Below are 19,593 nucleotides of genomic sequence, written 5' to 3'. Positions count from 1 at the left end.
TTACCAATGGTGAAAGGGGTTTTCTATATCGAGAATTCTCTTATAGTAATTCTTGGTATTGCTCAGCAGTTAGTAATTCTTCTAATTCTGCAGTATCAGCAATTTTTACTTTAACAATCCAACCTTCACCATAAGGATCAGAGTTGATTGATTCAGGAGCATCTTCAAGCTTTTCGTTAAACTCTAATACTTCACCACCAATTGGCATGAACATATCAGATACTGTTTTAACAGCTTCAATAGTTCCAAATACTTCTTCTTTATCTAATTCTTCGCCTTCGGTTTCAACTTCGACAAAAACGATGTCTCCAAGTTCTCCTTGAGCAAAGTCTGTCACACCAATAAAAGCGTTATCACCTTCTACACGAATCCATTCGTGATCTTTTGTGTACTTTAAATTTTCAGGTACATTCATGATAGTATGTTGTTTTAAAAGAGGTTTATTAATGGCTCAAATTTACATTTTTTTTTCAATTATAAAATATGACTTTTGTTTGAAATGAATGTTTTACAACTTAATCTTAAAATTTTAACAAGTCATTTAAAACCAGTCTTAAAAGACGATTAATTAGCCAATGTAAATCGAATACTCGCACCAAACTCGGTAGTAGTAGTCGGATACGAAAGCGATACATACGGTGTATTTACAATACGATCATAATACAGTCGCAAATTGAATCGGTTACTTAAAACGTAGTCGGCACTCATTTTCAATGTAACTACTTTCTGTCCTGAAGTTAACTGATCCACTTCATCAACAATTTTTCGAATAATCGTACTGTTTTTACGTATCGATAAATCCCCACGTAAATTCAAATCACTCTTAAATTTCTTTTGTCGCGATCCCGAACCAATGATCATTCCGAAATTATCGAATCTATAACCCAATCCAAATATCACCTCGTTAGAAGCTACTTCGGTTAATTGAGTATTGGTTAAACTCAAGATTAAATTTCGCGTTCGCTTAATCTCAAAACTTGTAGAAAAGTTATTTTTCCAAATCATATCCACATTTATAAGTGGATTAAATTGTTCGTTAATCGAAATCGAATTTGCTTCATATAGTGGCAAAAAGTTATCAGACATATCTCTGATTATACTAAAACCATCATCCCCTTCTTCATAGCTTAAATTGGTATTGTATGAACCAACATCGTATGTAGATGTATATGCATGACTCATATTAATGGATTTGAAATAACGCTTAACAAATGGCAGTTTAGACAAACCTTCAAAAGTTACTCTCCAATTTGGCATCATTTTATCGATACCTGGGAATAGTTTGTTATAACCACTTCCACCATTACCATATGCTTTTAAAAATGCAGGTATTAATACTTCCTGAGAAGTAGAATTGTATCCGTCGTAAAATCCAGTTTCATCACCTTTCTCATCTAATATTGAATGATCTTCATATGAAGAACCATATCGATTCTTCGCCAATCTCAACGATTCACTTTTTCGGGTTTCAAGGAATTCATCGAAATACTTGGAAGAGTAATCTCCGGTGTTTCCAATCGTGAAAAATGCAGATTTAACACTCATAAAACTCATGCTGAAATTACCTGATTTTACTAGATTTTCATTTGAAAAAGTAGAATTATCTTCATTATAAATATAGTATTCACTTCTGTTCCTTGAATAATTTCTATTGGCTGTTAAATCAATCTTTAAACCTTTAACTGGCTCAATTGTACTTCGCAATGAGAAATTTTGAGTATGACTCATTACATAAGGCTCATTCAAGGTTTGATCAGTGGTAATCCAACCATTATCAGCAGCAGTTCTGGCAAAACCTCTATCCTGACCTCCGCTTAAAAACTTAAATCCCGGTGCTTTAGTCCCATTAAACGATTCTCCACCAAAGTAATTGGTTTGTGGTAAGTATCCAGGTAAAGTAGTCGAGTTTATCTCCGAATAGTTGATACTGATATTTCTAACACTCATCAATGTTCGTAAAAACTTTTCACCAATAACCGTAAGAATACCATCTTTCTCGGTTACTTTACCTGTAATTCTCACACGAAGATCTTTCACATTTTTCGATGCTGTGATTTTAGCGCGGTTTCCTGTTACAGGTTTAACCTTAACTTTTACCTCTCGCCCTTGTTTATCGTATACCTTTACAGTAATGTCTTCGGTTAATAGTTTGTGGTAAATTGATGTAGGAACTCCAGCCTTTAACTCATCCAGATTTCCCTCGTAATTTACTTTCTTATAACTCTTGGTTTTCTTTTTGTATTTCCGGTTCGAATCGTATTTCCGATTGATTTTTTTCAGGAATCCAATTTTATTATAAAGACTCACCATTTTTAGTTGACCGTTCAACTGAATGTTATTGGAATTGCGAATTGTATTCCCTAACTCAATTGTATCGGCTGTTACTGCACCTGCATCCCAATCGTAAGATCCGGAATATCTTGCATTAAGCGAAGTCCAATTTAGCAATGGTATTTTATTAATTGGTACCGTATAAGTAACATTAAAATTATGGTGATACTGAATGTTTCTACCACCATCCATTATATTATTCCAAATCGAATCTTTCCAGATATCATAGGCATCGCGATCACGATCTCTATCAACAATTCCATCAGGTTCATCTATTCTCGAGGTATTCGTTGCAGAGAAATCAAACTTTAAACCTTTAGTTAAATTGTATTTCAAATCATAATACCTGTACCAAATAAAATCTTTATCATACGAAGGGTCAATTTTTAAACCTGGCTCTTCAATGTTTCGATTTTCTATTTCATGGTAGTATCGTTGCAAATCAGACCTGAAAGAAAGCTGAGTAGGCAAATAGTAAAAATTGAAATCTTTAATTAACCTATATGCTGGCTTCTGTAGTGATTTAACCTTTTTGAACGGTTGAACAATCTTAGGTCGATTGGTATAGTTATAATTAATAACGCCTCGGTAATTCTTTTCTAAATCGCGAACCGTATTCACATCACGCGAATAAGTTTCATTATAAGAATAGGTTAAGGAAAGATTTGACACATCCAATAATTTTGGCTTCCCCTCTTTCTTTTCAATTCTTACATTGGTTAAGTTGAAACTCTTACGTTTTGTATATTCCTGAGAGATGTGTTTTATCGAATCTCTTTCGGCTTTCGTGTCTGCATTATCCAAAGCTACATCTAGTGGTATATCCGGATCTAATGGATTGTACTCAGGACTTATTGTTTCCTCAGATATGGCATAATACAATGGTATTTTAACCCCCGATTTTTCAGGAAAAAACTTTCCTAATTCCAAACTAGCAGATAAATCATACTGGAAGATATCATCGGTATATCTTTCATTAACTCCATCTTCTATTCCTCCAAATCCGGAAGTTATTTTTGTTCCTGCCCAGGTAACCGTACCTAAATCCGCCAATTTTGTTGTTACTCTTAAATTGGCTGCCCAACCTCCTTCTTCATCAAAATCAGTCAAACGCAATTCATTCATCCAAACTTCTACCGACTTTGGTTGCTGATCGTCACTTCCCGTAATATCTTCAATCGGATTCTTAATACCAATCATTACAGTTCTTACGTTAGCGAGATTTGGATTACCCTTAATTCGAACAATATGATTGGTTTTATTAGGATCTGAATCATCTGAAAGCTCCTCTACTGTAGAACTATAAACTGTTGAATAATCAACTAATGCCGAAGCTCTAACCGCATCATTTCTCAATTGCTTTATGGTTTGAAACAATTTCAATTTAAAATCAAATCTATTTTCATCTGGCCAAACCAATAATCTATCATCCTCATTATCTCCATTATATAAACCTGGAGCAGTCAAGTGCAATGGTATTTCATATTCATAGTAGTTATCCTGATAATCGGATCCCAATCGAATAAATGCAGTTACTTCCTCGTCATTCAATGGAAAACCATCAATTTCTTCGGCATGAACATCCATTTTTAATTTGCCATATTTACGAACGTCCATATTTAAGGTTTTATAAGCACCTTTTCCTTTTCCATTCTCCAAATCGGTAACTTTCAGCAAAATTGCCTGCTCGTTCAACTGAATAAGTTGTGGATTACTAGGATCTACAACACGATCAATTCCAGGAGGCAATACATAATTTACAGGTTCCTTAGCTGCATTTTCCTCAATATTAATCGCAGTGATATCAAAACCAGCATCCGAAACAACAACATCATTAATCTCCTCATTAATGGCCTGTTCATATTTTCTCCAATCGTCTCGAACCAAATCAAGTGTCGCAAAACGCATGATTACCTCTTCATCAAAATCCTTTAAGAACATTCTCATAAATCGAATGGAGGTAAAGTCACTAATATTACCAAATTGATCTTCGAATTCACTCACCGGAATTTTAAATTGAAACCAATTTACAGTTCCCTCGGTACCATTCTCTAAATCAACATTACTCGTGATTTTATCAGTAATGAAATTTTTACCAATTTCCATTTCACTAGGTTCTAGGTGAACTCGATATTGATAGTAAGCTTCACTCTCACTCAAAGTATTATCATGGTTGATATCCTCCACGTCAGGCAGAGTTGTTGCCGATGTTGGATAAGCTTCTGGAGATAATTCCGAAGTAGGAGAGTTTCCTTCCGGACCATTATATTGTTTATATCTTTCCAGAATACTAACTTCATCAGCATCGTAATCGCTACCTCTAAAATAATGATAGTTATCACTAGATGGGTCATTTACTGCTTTTTGATAAGCTCCAGATCCTGTTCCTAAATTTCCAGATATACTAATAGCTTGTATATAATCATCGAAATAAGTTAACTCATCAGTCGTACTTAATCCATCAAGACCAACATCCTGATATCTTCTGGAATTGGTATTATTATCAAATGCATTTACTAGAGATTGTACCAATGGAACACGTCCCCAAACCGTACTGTCAACCAATGTGATATTCTCATCGGTTGGTAATCCATTTTCAAAAGATTTTCTTGAGTCCCTCAGTACATCCTCCGAAACATTACCCAAATTAAAGTACAAATCACCACCCTTATGGTTTTCATCGTAAACAAATGGATCCATCATCCAAAACTCAATGTAGGCAATATTTGCAGCTTCGAAATCATTGGTTTCTATTCTACGCATGATACCTCCCCATCTACTTTCTGGATCATTCAATGTTCCATCAGGTTTCATACCCTGTGAAATTCCCGGCTCACCATCAACATCATAATTGTAAGGACCTTTCTCCTCTGGGTAATATGCTAAGTTTAATACAGATATATTCGTTGGAACTCCAGAAGCTCTCTCTTTATTTGGCCAAATTTCTTCTTCGTAAATTTCACGAACAAAGTGATTTGATTGTTGATCCTTATCCGCTTTAATATGACCTGGAGTTGCTGAATTGTTTCTCAAGAACAATGGGTCGATAACGTACCATGCTAATTTTGCACGGTTGAAACCATACGATAAATCATCACTCAATTTTCCTTCAGGAAACTGAGCCTCATTATTTTGAGGTGTACTCGCCAACACCCATGAACTCAAACTTTTCATATCTATAGATGTTTCGGTGCCCTCAAAATCATCTATATAAGCAGTTCCCGAACTTCCAATGGCACTATTATGTCCAGGAATTAATTGAGCAAATTCCCCTTCTACCGAAATTTTCGATGGCTCTTTTGTCTCAATAAATGGTAGCTTGTCTATCATTCTGGTTAGAAACATCGATTCGGTTTGGTAACTACCGTTTAATCCCCAAATTGTATTGGAAATTGGTTCATCACCAATATTCACTTTCTGTGTTAATGGCTGTTCAGAAAGGTGCATTACAGTGGCTCCTAAATTAAAATCATCATTAATCTGATAATCCATTTGAACACCAAGTAATGTTTTTGTTTGAATATTAAAAAGTGAATTGTTCTCAGATTCGATCGTAATTGGAGTACTTGACTCTAACAAACTTTGATTAATAATTTTAACACGACCTAAAGTATAATCTACGGTATAATCGATATTTTCAACCAATTTGATACCTCCAGCCTTTACACTTACCGATCCGGGCTCTACATTTAAGGCATTCAGCGAAATCTCTGAACTGGTAGATGACTTATAACTTCCTTTAAGAGAGTATTTATTCTTTTCTGCAATTTGCTGCGCTTCATTCTGAGTTAATTCATATAATTCTTCAAAAACGTATTTATCAGCAATTGCATTGTTTCCTATTTTCTCTCTTAAAAATTCTCCAAATGGTTCTATTATAGGGAAGATAATTCTACCATTATTACTATAAATTGTTACTCCATTGATATAATCGAACATCCCATCTGAACCAGGATCCAACTGAGAATTAAGATTATCCAGATTTAGTACTTGTAGTAATATCTCATTTTTAATATCTCCTTCAGGTAAATAATTAACCTTAGTTCCTGCCTGATCGTTCTGATATAAAATATTCAGCACAAAATCCTCTTGGTTAACCTGATACGCACCAATATTATAGATATTTTTCATCATAAGCTCCCAGGTAGGTTGCTTAGGACTTAGATTAGTACCTTTCAAAAGTTTCATTATTAGAGTTTGCGGAGCACTTACTCCATCAGAAGAAAATTCTCCTACTCTATACACCTGTCCTCTATATGTATATTCGTATGATACGGCCAAAACTTCATCGGCATTCAAAGCCTGAGTCAAAGAAATGTATCCTAACTTCTCATTAACTTCATATTCCGACTCAGTAAGTTTTCTCGCATTTTCTACCTTCTCATAATCATATCCACTTGCAAAACCACCACCTACAGTACTCAGTGTGCTCGTAACCTCGTTAATATCGCGAATAGCCGAAAATTCATTCAGCATTCGATCATACAAATTATTCCTTTCATTAGAAGGTAACGTACTACTTACATCTGCAGTAAAAAGCCCAGTTTTATCAATATTAGCAGCATCTTCAGCCAAATCAACAAATGAAACTACATTTCTGGCACTCTGAAAATTTGATGTTTTATTGGTTACCCAAACTTCAATTTTATTAATAGATATTGCAGAATTTACAACAGGCAAATTTGCAAGTGCCTTATCGTAATTATCATAGAAATATTTTGAAAGGAAAAAGTGACGATTTGCCTCATACTGATCAACCGAAATTTCATACTCATTTTCCTGAGCTCCATTTTCTAACTGAATGACCGAAGTTTCACCTTTTTGTTGTGAGAAAACAGATGTTACCGATAATTTGCCAAATTGCATTTGTGTTTTAACACCAAAAAGGTTTTGACCTCCTGTAATAAGAGTATTCGAAATAGGCATAGAAACATTTCCAGCTTCCACTTTCTTAATAATCTCATCTTCGTCACCAGTATACTCCAGGCGCATTTGATTTTCAAAATCAAAAGTTGCTTCAGTATTGTAATTGACATCCATTTTCAATTTCTCCCCAACGGTACCAGTTACATTCATTTGAATTTTCTCATCAAAATCGAAACTGGTCGTTTTTCTTAAATTTTCGGGAAGAGTTGGATTTTCAACCTTTGTTGTATTGATTCCGAAAGTTAATTCAGCCGACCCCTGTGGCTTTATTTTAATGGTATTGCTTCCAAAAATTTTATCTACAAATTGTCCTCCAAATTTCATATCTGGAACCAATTCGTTATTCGAAGATGCACCATCGTTACGACTACGTTCCATCCAATAGTCTCGAATAGAAGTTTCCGCCACATACTTTTCATATTCTTCAGCAGTCATCGATATTGGTCTTCGATACTGCATTTCTCCAATCTTTTTTACAAGAATATAATTCCCGCTTACAGGGTCATATTGAATAGAGGATTGAATATTTTTAGGATCTTTTAAATACAAAGATGATTCTTGCTGAGAACCAAACTCAACATTGTCGTTTTCATCATCAAAAGGATACCTTAAAGAATCATTCTTAGCATTAGGATTATCTTTAAAAAAAGGTGATCGCGGATTTACGATTCTTTGAGAATTGGCATTAGCATTCTTCAAAGTATCTGTTTGTTGGTAGTTTTCGAACAGATTATCATATGGAAAATAACCAGCATTAACCGATTGGTTGCTTTTTAAAGCACTACACAGTAATACAAAACAGAGGGCCAGAGTATATTTAAACAGTTTTTTCAATTCTAGTTAGATTACCTTAGGTTAGTAAAGCAATTACGTTGATTTATTACAATTGTTTCAGAGCCAATTTGATTAATTCTTCAACACTTGATGCTGGATTTTGCTTATACAATTTATCTATAACTTTTGTAACAGCATTTTTTGCAAAACCCAACATTACTAATGCTGATAACGCTTCATCTTTACTTGTATTGTCTTGAAGAAGCGAAATTTCAGAGATATCAGAATCTTTACCCAACTTATCCTTCAACTCAATTATAATTCGTTGTGCCGATTTGGCTCCAATTCCTTTTACACCCTGTAATGTTTTAGCATTATTCGATAAAATTGCAGTTTGTATTTCTGGAGGCGTAAGAGAAGACAACATCACTCGGGCAGTATTGGCTCCAACTCCTGAAACCGAAATTAAATGACGAAAAATCTGTCTTTCCTTATCATCAATAAATCCAAAAAGTAAATGTGCATCATCTCGAATTACCTGATGAAGATATAAATGAGCCGTATTGTGCCCAGATAATTTAGAATATGTATTCAATGAAATGTTCAGAAAATAACCGATACCATTGTTATCGATTACTGCAGATGTAGGTGTTAGATCGGCAAGATCTCCTTTAATGTACTCAAACATAAATTATGAATTGGCTATTTCAAATTTTGAAAAACTTAAAATATGTAAAAATATGCAATTTTAATAATGATATTCAGCTTTTAACAAAAAAAGAAAGAGCGATTTACATTTAACCGCTCTTTCTTTAATATTGTTTAATTTTTTATTGAATATTTTTTACACTTTCTGCAGGTTTAAGTGGATTTTTCGTTGCCTCTTCGAAACAATCTCTATTTTTATGAATATCAATAGCCAAATACAATGCTTCGCGGAAAGAAGTTTCTGATGCTACATTGGTTCCTGCAATTGAGTAGGCAGTACCGTGAGCAGGAGAAGTACGAATTCCTGATAAACCAGCAGTGAAATTCACTCCAGAATCAAACGCCAATGCTTTAAATGGAGCCAATCCCTGATCGTGGTACATTGCTAAAATAGCATCGAACTTTTTATAGTCATCAGATCCAAAGAATCCATCTGCAGGAAATGGACCTAAAGCCATAATACTGTTCTTTCTAGCCTCATCGAGAGCAGGATTAATAATTTCTTTCTCTTCCATGCCAATTAATCCATCATCTCCAGCATGAGGATTTAAGCTAAGAACAGCAATCTTAGGTCGTTGAATTCCAAAATCTTTAAGCAAAGAAGTATTCAGAATTTCCAATTTCTCTAAAATTGCCTCTTTGGTAATTTTCTTAGGAACATCTACAATAGGAACATGTCCAGCCACAACTCCAACACGAAGCTTGTCACTCAATAGCAACATTAAAGATTTTCCTGATTCCAATTTACTTTCTAGATATTCAGTATGCCCAGGAAATTCAAAATCCTTAGATTGAATATTTTTTTTATTAATTGGAGCCGTAATTAATACATCAATTGCACCTTTTTTAAGATCTGCAACAGCAGCTTCCAAAGACTGAAAAGCAGAAGTACCGGCACTACGACTGGATTTTCCCAATTCTACTTTTACATTCTCATCTACACAATTGATTATATTGGCTCTTTTAGGATGAGCCTCATGTGCTTCCTTAATATTGTTCAGACTGAAATTATCTATATTTAATGCCTTTCGGTGATAGGCTGCCACTTTTGGCGAACCGTAAATAATAGGGGTACAAATCTCAAAAATTCGATTGTCCATTAGTGATTTTATTATCACTTCGTAACCAATTCCATTAATATCACCGTGTGTTATTCCTACTTTTATCTTTGTATTTTTCATCTGTCTAAATCGTTCATTTTTCAATCACAAAGAATCTAAATCCTTCGCAATCTATAATTTTTGAGTTATTATCAATTACATGTACAACTCTATTGCAAGATATTGTAATCCAAAAGAAAAACAATAAAATCTGCGATTACAAAAATATAAAGAATCATCTAATCACAACCATGTTTTTCAGGATTCCTTATGATTGATAATTTTTAATAAAATCATAAAGTAAACGTACACCGGTACCAGTACCTCCTTTACCTCTGTAATTATCCATTCCACCTAAAAAAGCTGGACCTGCAATATCAATGTGTATCCAAGGATAATCTGTAAAATGCTCCAAAAATTTTCCTGCAGTAATGGCACCACCATCTCTGCCACCCATATTCTTAAGATCTGCAATATCCGATTTAATCAGTTCACCAAATTCATCCCAAAACGGAAACTCCACAACTCTTTCGTAAACTTTTTCACCAGATTCTTTCAGCTTTTTCATATTAGGAGCACAATCCTCATTTCCCATGGCAACAAGACCATACTTTCCAATTGCAACTGCCGCAGCACCTGTAAGAGTAGCCAAATCAACAACAAATTCAGGATCATACTTCTTAGCGTAACTCAATGCATCTGCCAATATTAAACGTCCTTCCGCATCGGTATTTAAAACCTCAACCGTTAAGCCATTGTACATGGTAATGATATCTCCTGGCACATAAGCATTGCCACTAGGTCGATTGTCAGTAGCAGGGATTAAACCAATAACATGTACTGGAAGCTTCGCTTTCGATACTGCATACAATGCTCCAGCAACTGAAGCGGCACCTCCCATATCAGATTTCATTAAATCCATACTATCCTTAGTTGGCTTCAGACTTAATCCTCCTGTATCGTATACAATTCCTTTCCCAACCAGAACAATTGGGGCTGAATTCACAGCATTTTCCGGTTTCCATTCCAGAATTGAAAAAGTAGGTCCATCCAAACTGCCTTTATTTACAGCTAACAAACCTCCCATTTTTAAGCTCTGAATTTTATTCATTTCAAGAACATCTACTGAGAATCCGGATTCCTTACCCATTCTTTCAATCTCTTCACTAAGCTTTTTTGCGGTAAGATAACTCAAAGGTTCATTTACCAATTCTCGAGCATTTTTTACACCTTCGCAAACTGCCTGCAATTCTTCCAAGTCAGCTTCTGAAACCACCTCACTTTGGAGATGAAGCTCAGTAAGGTGATGCTTTACTTTGCTAGTATCTTTTAAATATTTAATAAATTGATAATTAGTCAACGAAAGCCCTTCTACAAAAGGCAACACTGCCTCTTTTTCCAATAGGTGATCAACAATACTTACTTTTGAAATTTTACTTTCCTGGATTTTAGCATGTAAACTAAATCCCAATTTTCTCATTTTTTCATAATCCTTATTGCCATAAATTTTAATGTCTGACACATAAACAAAAATCTTATGAGAATATCGATTTATTTCAATCAATTTTATGTCCTGATCTACCTGTTTGATAAGGTATTGTAGTTCCACATCAGAGAGTGGTAAATTTTTATAGTTCTCAATGGTTGACAAATAAATAACATTATCATTATCCACTGATTTATCGAATTTTATAAGTTCTAAATTCATGAATTATAATATTAAAGATTAGAACTAAGCTAATGAGTTCAATTATTATTTCCCTAAAAATTTAGGAGTCTAGTAAAAATAGTAAAAAGAATATGATCTCTTCGATTTAATGCAAAAAGAAAACCGTAGCCAAAAGCTACGGTTCTGTAATTATAGTTTATCAGGGTTTTCTTTAAAGTAATTCCTGATTAATACTTTTTTCAATTCCCGAAGAATTACCAGTTCTGCTAAAAGATCTGATTTTGGTACATCCGGATATTTTAATTCTGCTTGAATAACCTGTTTTTCACTCAAATCTATTTGATACAATAAAAGAATCAACCGATGATAATCTCGATCCATCAACCATATTAAGTGCTCCTTTAGTTGCGAGTACAACTCTTCGTATGCATAATTAATATCACCCGAAAATTGAACCTCAAGTCCAAATTGCGCAAAATCTTTCTCGATCTGCGCTGCCACTTGACGAATAATTTCCTCTCGATCCCGATAAGGTTCGATACTCAAATTATTGTAATCGGGTAATTTCATATGATGATAATTTTTATTTATTCAAATCTACAAAAGTGTACATGATTGCTTCCAATTCACGCAACATTTCTCGTTTGTTGTTGTTTGGATAGTACACGTAAGAATCAAGACATACAATTCTATTGGCTTTCTCGTCCAAGTAAGTAATGCTAACAAATGGACCTCCCATAAAATCATTTTCAACTTTCCACAATCCTCTTAATTCGCAAGCATAATTACCATCAAATTCAAATTGACGATACGAAATTGGGAATTCTTCTTCTGTACTCATATAACTACCTTTGGTAGGACCAGGCACGTAATTCTTTAATAGAGCATTTCTTCTTTGCAAAATAGACTCTTTAGAAAACATATCCTCTGACAAGTACTCAAATGAATAAATAAACATTCCCTGACTAGTTGTTGGAGTTTCATTACTTATCCATAAGAAATCACCTTCTTCTTTATTAATGGTATATCCTCCAGGAAATGATAAGGTAATATCATATTTCTTTTTCACCTTTTCATATACTTCCTGAACAACATTCTTTTTAATGGTTTTAATCTTTCTATTTCTTTCACCTAATAAGAAATACGAAAGAATTTTAATTCTATTTTCAGTAAGCAAATCGATCATCGCCTTTTTGCTATCAGTCTCAATCTTCATAAAAGATTGAGTTTTTGCATAAAACTCATCCTTTACCGCAATTCCATTTTCTTTAACCTTAGTTGAAACTCTTAAGTCGAGAATACTTCTATGGGTTTTAAACATGGTTCCAAATGCATTGTGATTAAGATGAAGAATATCAAATAATGGTTCATTTTGTGGCAAACCAACTTGATAATCGGCAATTATACTTTTTAAAGTATCACCAACAACACCTTCCCACAGGGCATCATTCACCAAAATAAGAAGTTCTCCTGAAGCGCCCGTTACAACAGGTCGTAATCCTTTAGTTGTTTTTTTACAGGATACTGCAGCGATTAATACCAGTATGCAGATAAGTGTAATGTGAATTATTTTTTTCATAACTAGATGTTTTTTTGATTTCTTTCTATTCGTATTGAACTATTTTCAATATCGTACCTGGCACTACTGATGATTTGTCATTCATACTATTTATTTCAACCAGGTCGTCCAATGATTTTACTTCAAATTGATTTGCTATAGATTGTAAACTATCACCTTCCTGAACCTCATAAAGCAAAAATTTACTCTTCTTTATTAATGGTTCTCTATTGGGTTTTTGTGCAATTTCATCGGAAGGTACAACCCAAACTTTTAATCGTTGACCAACATAAATATCCTGACTTTTAAGTTGATTCCAATCCATTATATTGTGAGTTGTACAGGAATATTTCATCGCAATTTTATGAAAATATTCTCCTGATTTAACCACATGGACTATACAATATTTTCCTTTGGTAGATGAAAGCTCTTTTTGCAACTCCATATATTTTTTAGGCTCATTGGTCATGGCGTAAATCTGCTCTTCATGATCAATAAAAGAACCAATTTTTTCAGCTGGCAAAACTAATTTTGCAGGCAATTCACTTACAGGTATAACATCTCGCTTGTAAATTGGATTCAACTTTCGCAAATCTTCCAAAGGAATATCTATTGCCAAAGCAACATTTTTGAAAAAAATTTGTTTTTTGACATTTACAGGTGAAATTCTAAAGTATGGATGATCATATGCTCCAGAAATAATATTGTGCTCTCTATTGTAATTCATAATATAATTGGCTGCAATAAATGCAGGCACATAATTCCTTGTTTGCTGCGGCAAATAAGGAGAGATAGCCCAAAAATCTGTTTTCCCGCCAGAACGTTGAATTGCATCTCGAACAACACCTGGACCACCGTTATATGCTGCTATAGCCAATTGCCAATCTCCAAAAATCCTATGTAAATATTGCAAATATCTGCAGGCCGCTTCGGTCGATTTTTCAGGATCCATTCTCTCATCAATATAAGATGTAACTCTAAGATCGAACATCTTGCATGAGTTGTACATGAATTGCCATAAACCCATTGCGCCAGATCTAGATTTTGCTTTTGGATCAAGTGCCGATTCAATTACCGATAGATATTTTAACTCCAGAGGAAGTCCATATTTATCAAGACACTCTTCGAATAAAGGAAAATACAATTCTGATCGTTCCATTATTCTTCCAGTTTTCTCACGATGACGAACAGCGTAAGCCTCAATATGTCTTCTAACCACAGGCTTAAAATCCAAAGCAATTGGAGTTTGATCATCCAATTTTCTCATCCTTTCCTTATATACCTCATCAGAAAATACGGGAATAAAATTTGCATCAAGAATTGTATTGTTAGGCAATTCTTCTTTCAACATTTCATCTGTAAAATAGATCAAGCGCTGATTTATTTCATTTAAGTTTTCTGGTTTTTCCTTATTCAGTATACGAAAAGGAGATTGCGCAAATAACTGAGCACTTCCAATAAAACAAATCAGAAAAAGAAGTAAATATTTCTTCATGCAAAATAGAGGTTATAGGTTTCGGGTTATCGAAATTCGAATTGAAAATAATTAAATTACAAGTACCATCCAAATGATAGATCAAATTTCAAACGAAAAACTTAGTTATAGTTTAGAACTTGACTTGAATTCATTAAAAAAGGCAGGATAAAACCTGCCTTTCATTTATTTGTCCATTGACTCTTTATCTTTATCCTTGTCTTTGTCTTCAAGGTCTGTAGCTTTTTTAAACTCCTTCATTCCCTGTCCTAATCCTTTCATTAGTTCTGGAATTTTTTTCCCTCCAAAAAGAAGTACAATTACGAATACAATAATAACGATTTGCCAGGGACCGATCATTCCGGCTATTACAAAAAGGTTCATATCTATTGAGTTTTATTGTTTTATACCGCTAAGTTAGCATTTTTAGTTTAATTTCTATTTCCAACTAGAAATCCATTTCATCACATCGTTGGCATTGGCAAAAATTAACAATCCAAACAAAAGGACCATTCCTACCATTTGTGCATATTCCAGAAATTTATCTCCCGGCTTACGTCCAGTAATAATTTCATAAAACAAGAACAACACATGTCCTCCATCAAGAGCTGGGATTGGTAAGATATTCATTATTGCCAGAATAATAGACAAGAATGCTGTTAGATTCCAGAATGCATGCCAATCCCAAACCGGAGGAAAAATACTGCCAATGGTTCCAAATCCACCTATTGATTTATATCCCTTCACCTCTTTATCGAAAATAAGACTGAATTGCTTTACGTATTCTCCTAATTTATTTAAGCCTTTATTAATTCCTGCAGGAACGGCTTCAGCAAAACTATATTTAATTGTCTCATATTCGAATTGATTTACATCAGATCCACCTCTAATCCCTAAAAGGCCTTCATCAGTTAAAGTAATATTCAGTGAGATTTCTTTTTGATCTCTAAGAACCAAAACTTGAACTTCCTTATCTGCTTTGGTTTTCATGTAATTTTGGAATTCATTAAAGAATTCAAAATCCAAACCATCAATATTTTTAATCTCATCATTCTTTTTAAGACCAGCTAATTTCGCAGGAGAATCCTTTGCTACTTTAGCAACCTTATACGGATGAAAAGGTCTTCGCAATTGAATTGATGGATCTACAGCAAATTTCTTACTGCTTCGTTCTAGCAATTCAGGAACAAATGAGGAAGGAATTTGAATATCGGTATTCACTCCATCGCGAATAACTTGCATACTTGCTGGACGGTTCAAAATAATTTTTGGGACAATTTGAGAAAATCGCTCCAATTTCTGATTATCCAAAGCTACAATTATATCACCATCCTCAAGACCTATGCTATGAGATAAAGAATCGCAGACAACACCATACTTTGCATTTTCAGCAGGTAAATACTGCTCGCCCCAGGCAAACAATACAGCAATATAAATTACAAATGCCAATATAAAATTCACCAAAACTCCACCAACCATAATCAATAAACGCTGCCATGCAGGTTTCGATCTAAATTCGTAAGGTTTTGGAGGCAATGCCATTTGCTCCTTATCCATTGATTCGTCAATCATTCCTGATATCTTCACATATCCTCCCAAAGGAATCCATCCTATACCATATTCTGTATCGCCTTTTTTAAACTTAAACAGTGAAAATCCAGGATTGAAAAACATATAAAATTTCTCAACTCTGGTTTTAAATAGTTTAGCAAAGGCAAAGTGTCCTAATTCATGTAACACCACCAAGATGGACAAACTCAATAAAAATTGTCCTATTTTAACTAATACTTCCATTCAATTTTAATTAAATAATTTCATCAATACACCTAATCCATTTTCGGCTTATTTCAAGGCTGCCTAAGATAGGTATTTTTTACAACATTGATTGAGCTAATTTACGAGCTTCAGTATCTGTAAATACATAATCCTCATAAGTTGGATTTTTTATAAAATCCGCTTTAAGCATGCACGATTCAATAATATCACTCATTTGTAAGAAACCTACCTGATCTCTCAAAAAAGCATCAACGACAATCTCGTTCGCCGCATTTATAATACAAGGTAAATTCCCTCCCTTATTCATAGCTTCGTAAGCCAAAGCCAAATTTCTAAAATTATCTGAATCTGCAGCTGAAAAACTCAATTCAGGATAATCCATAAAATTAAATCGGGCGAAATCGGTTTTTAACCTTTTCGGATACGTTAAAGCAAATTGAATAGGAAGTTTCATATCGGGTAAACCCATTTGCGCTTTCATCGATCCATCCTGGAACTGAACAACAGAATGAACAATTGACTGATGATGTACAATAACATCTACCTGATCTGGACGCAAATCGAACAACCATTTGGCTTCGATTGCCTCAAAACCTTTATTCATCATACTTGCAGAATCAATGGTAATTTTCGCTCCCATATCCCAGTTGGGATGTTTAAGTGCTTGTTTGGATGTAACTGATTCCAAAAACTTTTTATCCTTCCCTCTAAAAGGTCCTCCCGATGCAGTCAGATAAATTTTCTCGATAGGATTATCAAACTCTCCCATCAAACATTGAAAAATTGCCGAATGTTCGGAATCTACTGGGTAAATACTAACGCCATATTCCAATGCTAGTTTCTGAATGATTTCACCGGCTACAACCAAAGTTTCCTTATTTGCCAAAGCAATATTCTTTCTGGCTTTAATTGCATTAATTGTAGGGAGTAATCCTGAATAACCAACCATCGCCGTAACAACAACATCAATCGCTCCCATTTGCACAACCTGTGCAATAGCATCATGACCAGCATAAACTTTTATCGGTTCATCTTTTAAAGCATCGGAAATTTGAAGGTATTTTTCTTCACAAGCAATAACAACCACATCTGGTTTAAATTTAATTGCCTGCTCAATTAGAAGTTCAACATTGTTATTTGCCGTTAAAACATCTACTGTAAATTCTTCCGGATTCGCCTCAACCACCTCAAGCGTTTGTGTCCCAATGGAACCAGTTGATCCCAGAATAGCAATATGTTTGCTCATTAATATTTTGAATTTTGTTTTTAGAATTTTATATAATCTTCCGGATTCAAAGGTCTTCCGTTGTGCCACAGTTCAAAATGAAGATGCGGACCAGAAGTTAATTCACCTGAATTTCCTAATAAAGCAATTGCTTCACCAGCTTTAACTCTCTCTCCAGCTTTCTTTAAAAGTTCCGAATTGTGCTTGTAAACTGATAACAAATTGTTTGAATGTTGAATCTGTATCACATAACCGGTATTCAATGTCCATTCCGAAAAAATTACCGTTCCATCCAAAATCGAGGAAATTCTTTCATTTACACCACCAACAATGTCAGTACCGTAATGTTCCATTTTATTATTGTAATGATTGGATATCATTCCTTTTATAGGAGCAAAGAAATGAATATTCGATAAACCTTTCGATTTTGGAGCATCGTCTAAGGTTAAATTGTACTTTTCATCTTCCTCATGCTCCTCTCGAAATATAGAATCAGAGGCTGATTTCGTAAAACTTAGATTTTTATATTTTGGATCGACAATTGTATCTGAAGCACTCTGACTTACATTATCAAAATCGTTACCAGAGATAACATTTCGAATTCCATTAAAAAACTGATCCCTTTTTTCCAATTCAAGAATTAGTGAATCAACAAGAACCGAGTTTTGTTCTATATTTTTTCTCATTTCACCATCAGGATACCCAGGAATATACTCTCGAAGTGGCGTAAACGCTATCAATAAAGTTACCAAAGCAATAAGAAGAATGGAAAATACACCTGTTACGGTAAAAACATTCAAGCGAGACAATCGAATTGAAAGTGCTTCATCAAAAGTGGCTTCGTTAGAGATAGTTAGCCTGTATTTATTCTTTAATTTTTCTAATAAAGGAGTTTTCTCTTTTAACTGACTCATAGTGAAAGAATCTAAAATATTTACGCAAAGGTAACAGAAATCACTTAATTAAAGAGTCTTTAAATGGATGGAATAAAAAAAGGCTTTGAATAAATTCAAAGCCTTTTAATAGTAGCGGGGACCGGACTCGAACCGATGACCTTTGGGTTATGAGCCCAACGAGCTACCAACTGCTCCACCCCGCAATATATTTTTATATTTGATATGTCTTTTTCATTTACCTTTCGGTAAAAATAAGCTTTGACTTTTCAAAGCTTCTTAGTAGCGGGGACCGGACTCGAACCGATGACCTTTGGGTTATGAGCCCAACGAGCTACCAACTGCTCCACCCCGCAATATATTTTTATATTTGATATGTCTTTTTCATTTACCTTTCGGTAAAAAAATAAGCTTTGACTTTTCAAAGCTTCTTAGTAGCGGGGACCGGACTCGAACCGATGACCTTTGGGTTATGAGCCCAACGAGCTACCAACTGCTCCACCCCGCAATATATCTTAAGACTTATATCTTTCTTTTTGCGGTTGCAAAGATAAGAGCCTTTTATTCTAAAACAAAATTTAAATGCAAAATTCCCAACAAATCCCTCAACACACAACTCTTTAGGATTTTTTAAGCCTGAAAATCATACATATACATTTGCAATTTTTTATTCCAAATTTTGAACAACTTCCTTCACATCTAGAAATGCTTCTTCTAGCATGCTCATTTTTGAAAATAGAAATTCAAAATAGTTATTCCATTCATCTTTATTAAAAACAGATGCCTCTGCCTTATGAAAATAAATCAAACTAACTTCCTTAAAACCATCCATAAAATAATCTTTATCCCACAGAAGATCTTCCCCACAAGTTTCATTTATAACAGTTTTATACTTTTCGAACTTCTCATAAACAGAGTAACGCTTAGAATCAAACTTACTATCAATTTGCAGCATTACAAAAGCGCCATTCTCATTTAGATCGAACTTTAGCTGAGCTTCTCTCATTTGAGTTCCTTTCAATACCCATGATGTCATTTTACGACCCTTTTTCTTTGAGTATCTTTTAAATCCATCCCAAAATTCAATTCTGATTTCTCTTTTCTCTTCTTTTGTATACATCTTAATTTCTCTTTGAGCACAAAATTAATTTATCTTACG

The 19,593-nt window shown here is 34.3% G+C and carries 13 protein-coding genes and 3 tRNA genes; all 16 read right to left on the bottom strand.

Annotated features, from left to right (window positions below; translation table 11 throughout):
• Positions 1-40 precede the first annotated feature (40 nt).
• On the bottom strand, positions 41-415 hold the full coding sequence (gene gcvH / locus GCQ56_RS14415; RefSeq protein ID WP_152735191.1) for a glycine cleavage system protein GcvH: 375 nt from the start codon (positions 413-415) through the stop codon (positions 41-43).
• Positions 416-564: 149 nt separating this feature from the next.
• Positions 565-8,091: a cell surface protein SprA gene (gene sprA / locus GCQ56_RS14410; RefSeq protein ID WP_152735190.1), complete on the bottom strand. Its 7,527-nt coding sequence runs from the start codon at positions 8,089-8,091 to the stop codon at positions 565-567.
• Positions 8,092-8,137: 46 nt separating this feature from the next.
• Positions 8,138-8,719: a Holliday junction branch migration protein RuvA gene (gene ruvA / locus GCQ56_RS14405; protein ID WP_152735189.1), complete on the bottom strand. Its 582-nt coding sequence runs from the start codon at positions 8,717-8,719 to the stop codon at positions 8,138-8,140.
• Between the two features lie 142 nt (positions 8,720-8,861).
• Complete coding sequence (gene pdxA, locus GCQ56_RS14400) at positions 8,862-9,920, bottom strand: 4-hydroxythreonine-4-phosphate dehydrogenase PdxA (protein ID WP_152735188.1); 1,059 nt, start codon at positions 9,918-9,920, stop codon at positions 8,862-8,864.
• Between the two features lie 187 nt (positions 9,921-10,107).
• Positions 10,108-11,547 (bottom strand): M17 family metallopeptidase, encoded by a 1,440-nt coding sequence (locus GCQ56_RS14395; protein ID WP_152735187.1) that lies wholly within the window; start codon positions 11,545-11,547, stop codon positions 10,108-10,110.
• 150 nt (positions 11,548-11,697) lie between these two features.
• Complete coding sequence (locus GCQ56_RS14390) at positions 11,698-12,078, bottom strand: hypothetical protein (RefSeq protein ID WP_152735186.1); 381 nt, start codon at positions 12,076-12,078, stop codon at positions 11,698-11,700.
• A 13-nt stretch (positions 12,079-12,091) separates the two neighbouring features.
• The gene (locus GCQ56_RS14385; RefSeq protein ID WP_152735185.1) at positions 12,092-13,087 is read right to left on the bottom strand and encodes a DUF4837 family protein; all 996 of its coding nucleotides are present in this window, start codon (positions 13,085-13,087) and stop codon (positions 12,092-12,094) included.
• 25 nt (positions 13,088-13,112) lie between these two features.
• Positions 13,113-14,561 (bottom strand): lytic transglycosylase domain-containing protein, encoded by a 1,449-nt coding sequence (locus GCQ56_RS14380; protein WP_152735184.1) that lies wholly within the window; start codon positions 14,559-14,561, stop codon positions 13,113-13,115.
• Between the two features lie 165 nt (positions 14,562-14,726).
• Complete coding sequence (tatA, locus tag GCQ56_RS14375) at positions 14,727-14,924, bottom strand: twin-arginine translocase TatA/TatE family subunit (RefSeq protein ID WP_152735183.1); 198 nt, start codon at positions 14,922-14,924, stop codon at positions 14,727-14,729.
• A 54-nt stretch (positions 14,925-14,978) separates the two neighbouring features.
• The gene (gene rseP, locus GCQ56_RS14370) at positions 14,979-16,334 is read right to left on the bottom strand and encodes an RIP metalloprotease RseP (RefSeq protein WP_152735182.1); all 1,356 of its coding nucleotides are present in this window, start codon (positions 16,332-16,334) and stop codon (positions 14,979-14,981) included.
• A gap of 79 nt (positions 16,335-16,413) precedes the next feature.
• A complete protein-coding gene (locus GCQ56_RS14365) occupies positions 16,414-17,562 on the bottom strand; it encodes a 1-deoxy-D-xylulose-5-phosphate reductoisomerase (protein ID WP_152735181.1) in 1,149 nt (382 codons plus the stop codon).
• Positions 17,563-17,582: 20 nt separating this feature from the next.
• A complete protein-coding gene (locus GCQ56_RS14360; protein ID WP_152735180.1) occupies positions 17,583-18,455 on the bottom strand; it encodes a M23 family metallopeptidase in 873 nt (290 codons plus the stop codon).
• A gap of 112 nt (positions 18,456-18,567) precedes the next feature.
• Positions 18,568-18,640: transfer RNA gene (locus GCQ56_RS14355), tRNA-Met, on the bottom strand.
• Positions 18,641-18,717: 77 nt separating this feature from the next.
• Positions 18,718-18,790, bottom strand: a tRNA-Met gene (locus tag GCQ56_RS14350).
• 79 nt (positions 18,791-18,869) lie between these two features.
• Positions 18,870-18,942 (bottom strand) — tRNA-Met (locus GCQ56_RS14345).
• 159 nt (positions 18,943-19,101) lie between these two features.
• Entirely contained in the window at positions 19,102-19,554 is a 453-nt protein-coding gene (locus GCQ56_RS14340) for a DUF4268 domain-containing protein (RefSeq protein WP_152735179.1), read from the bottom strand.
• Positions 19,555-19,593 lie beyond the last annotated feature (39 nt).

Source organism: Marinifilum sp. N1E240, assembly GCF_009295825.1.
GTDB lineage: Bacteria > Bacteroidota > Bacteroidia > Bacteroidales > Marinifilaceae > Marinifilum_A > Marinifilum_A sediminis.
The sequence above is the reverse complement of the archived record's forward strand: the minus strand, read 5'-3'. Positions and strand labels throughout refer to the sequence as shown.

Coding starts and splice junctions, on each gene's coding strand:
- gcvH (WP_152735191.1), bottom strand. CDS start 415: ATGAATGTACCTGAAAATTTAAAGTACACAAAAGATCACGAATGGATT.
- ruvA (WP_152735189.1), bottom strand. CDS start 8,719: ATGTTTGAGTACATTAAAGGAGATCTTGCCGATCTAACACCTACATCT.
- pdxA (WP_152735188.1), bottom strand. CDS start 9,920: ATGAAAAATACAAAGATAAAAGTAGGAATAACACACGGTGATATTAAT.
- GCQ56_RS14395 (WP_152735187.1), bottom strand. CDS start 11,547: ATGAATTTAGAACTTATAAAATTCGATAAATCAGTGGATAATGATAAT.
- GCQ56_RS14390 (WP_152735186.1), bottom strand. CDS start 12,078: ATGAAATTACCCGATTACAATAATTTGAGTATCGAACCTTATCGGGAT.
- GCQ56_RS14385 (WP_152735185.1), bottom strand. CDS start 13,087: ATGAAAAAAATAATTCACATTACACTTATCTGCATACTGGTATTAATC.
- GCQ56_RS14380 (WP_152735184.1), bottom strand. CDS start 14,561: ATGAAGAAATATTTACTTCTTTTTCTGATTTGTTTTATTGGAAGTGCT.
- tatA (WP_152735183.1), bottom strand. CDS start 14,924: ATGAACCTTTTTGTAATAGCCGGAATGATCGGTCCCTGGCAAATCGTT.
- rseP (WP_152735182.1), bottom strand. CDS start 16,334: ATGGAAGTATTAGTTAAAATAGGACAATTTTTATTGAGTTTGTCCATC.
- GCQ56_RS14365 (WP_152735181.1), bottom strand. CDS start 17,562: ATGAGCAAACATATTGCTATTCTGGGATCAACTGGTTCCATTGGGACA.
- GCQ56_RS14360 (WP_152735180.1), bottom strand. CDS start 18,455: ATGAGTCAGTTAAAAGAGAAAACTCCTTTATTAGAAAAATTAAAGAAT.
- GCQ56_RS14340 (WP_152735179.1), bottom strand. CDS start 19,554: ATGTATACAAAAGAAGAGAAAAGAGAAATCAGAATTGAATTTTGGGAT.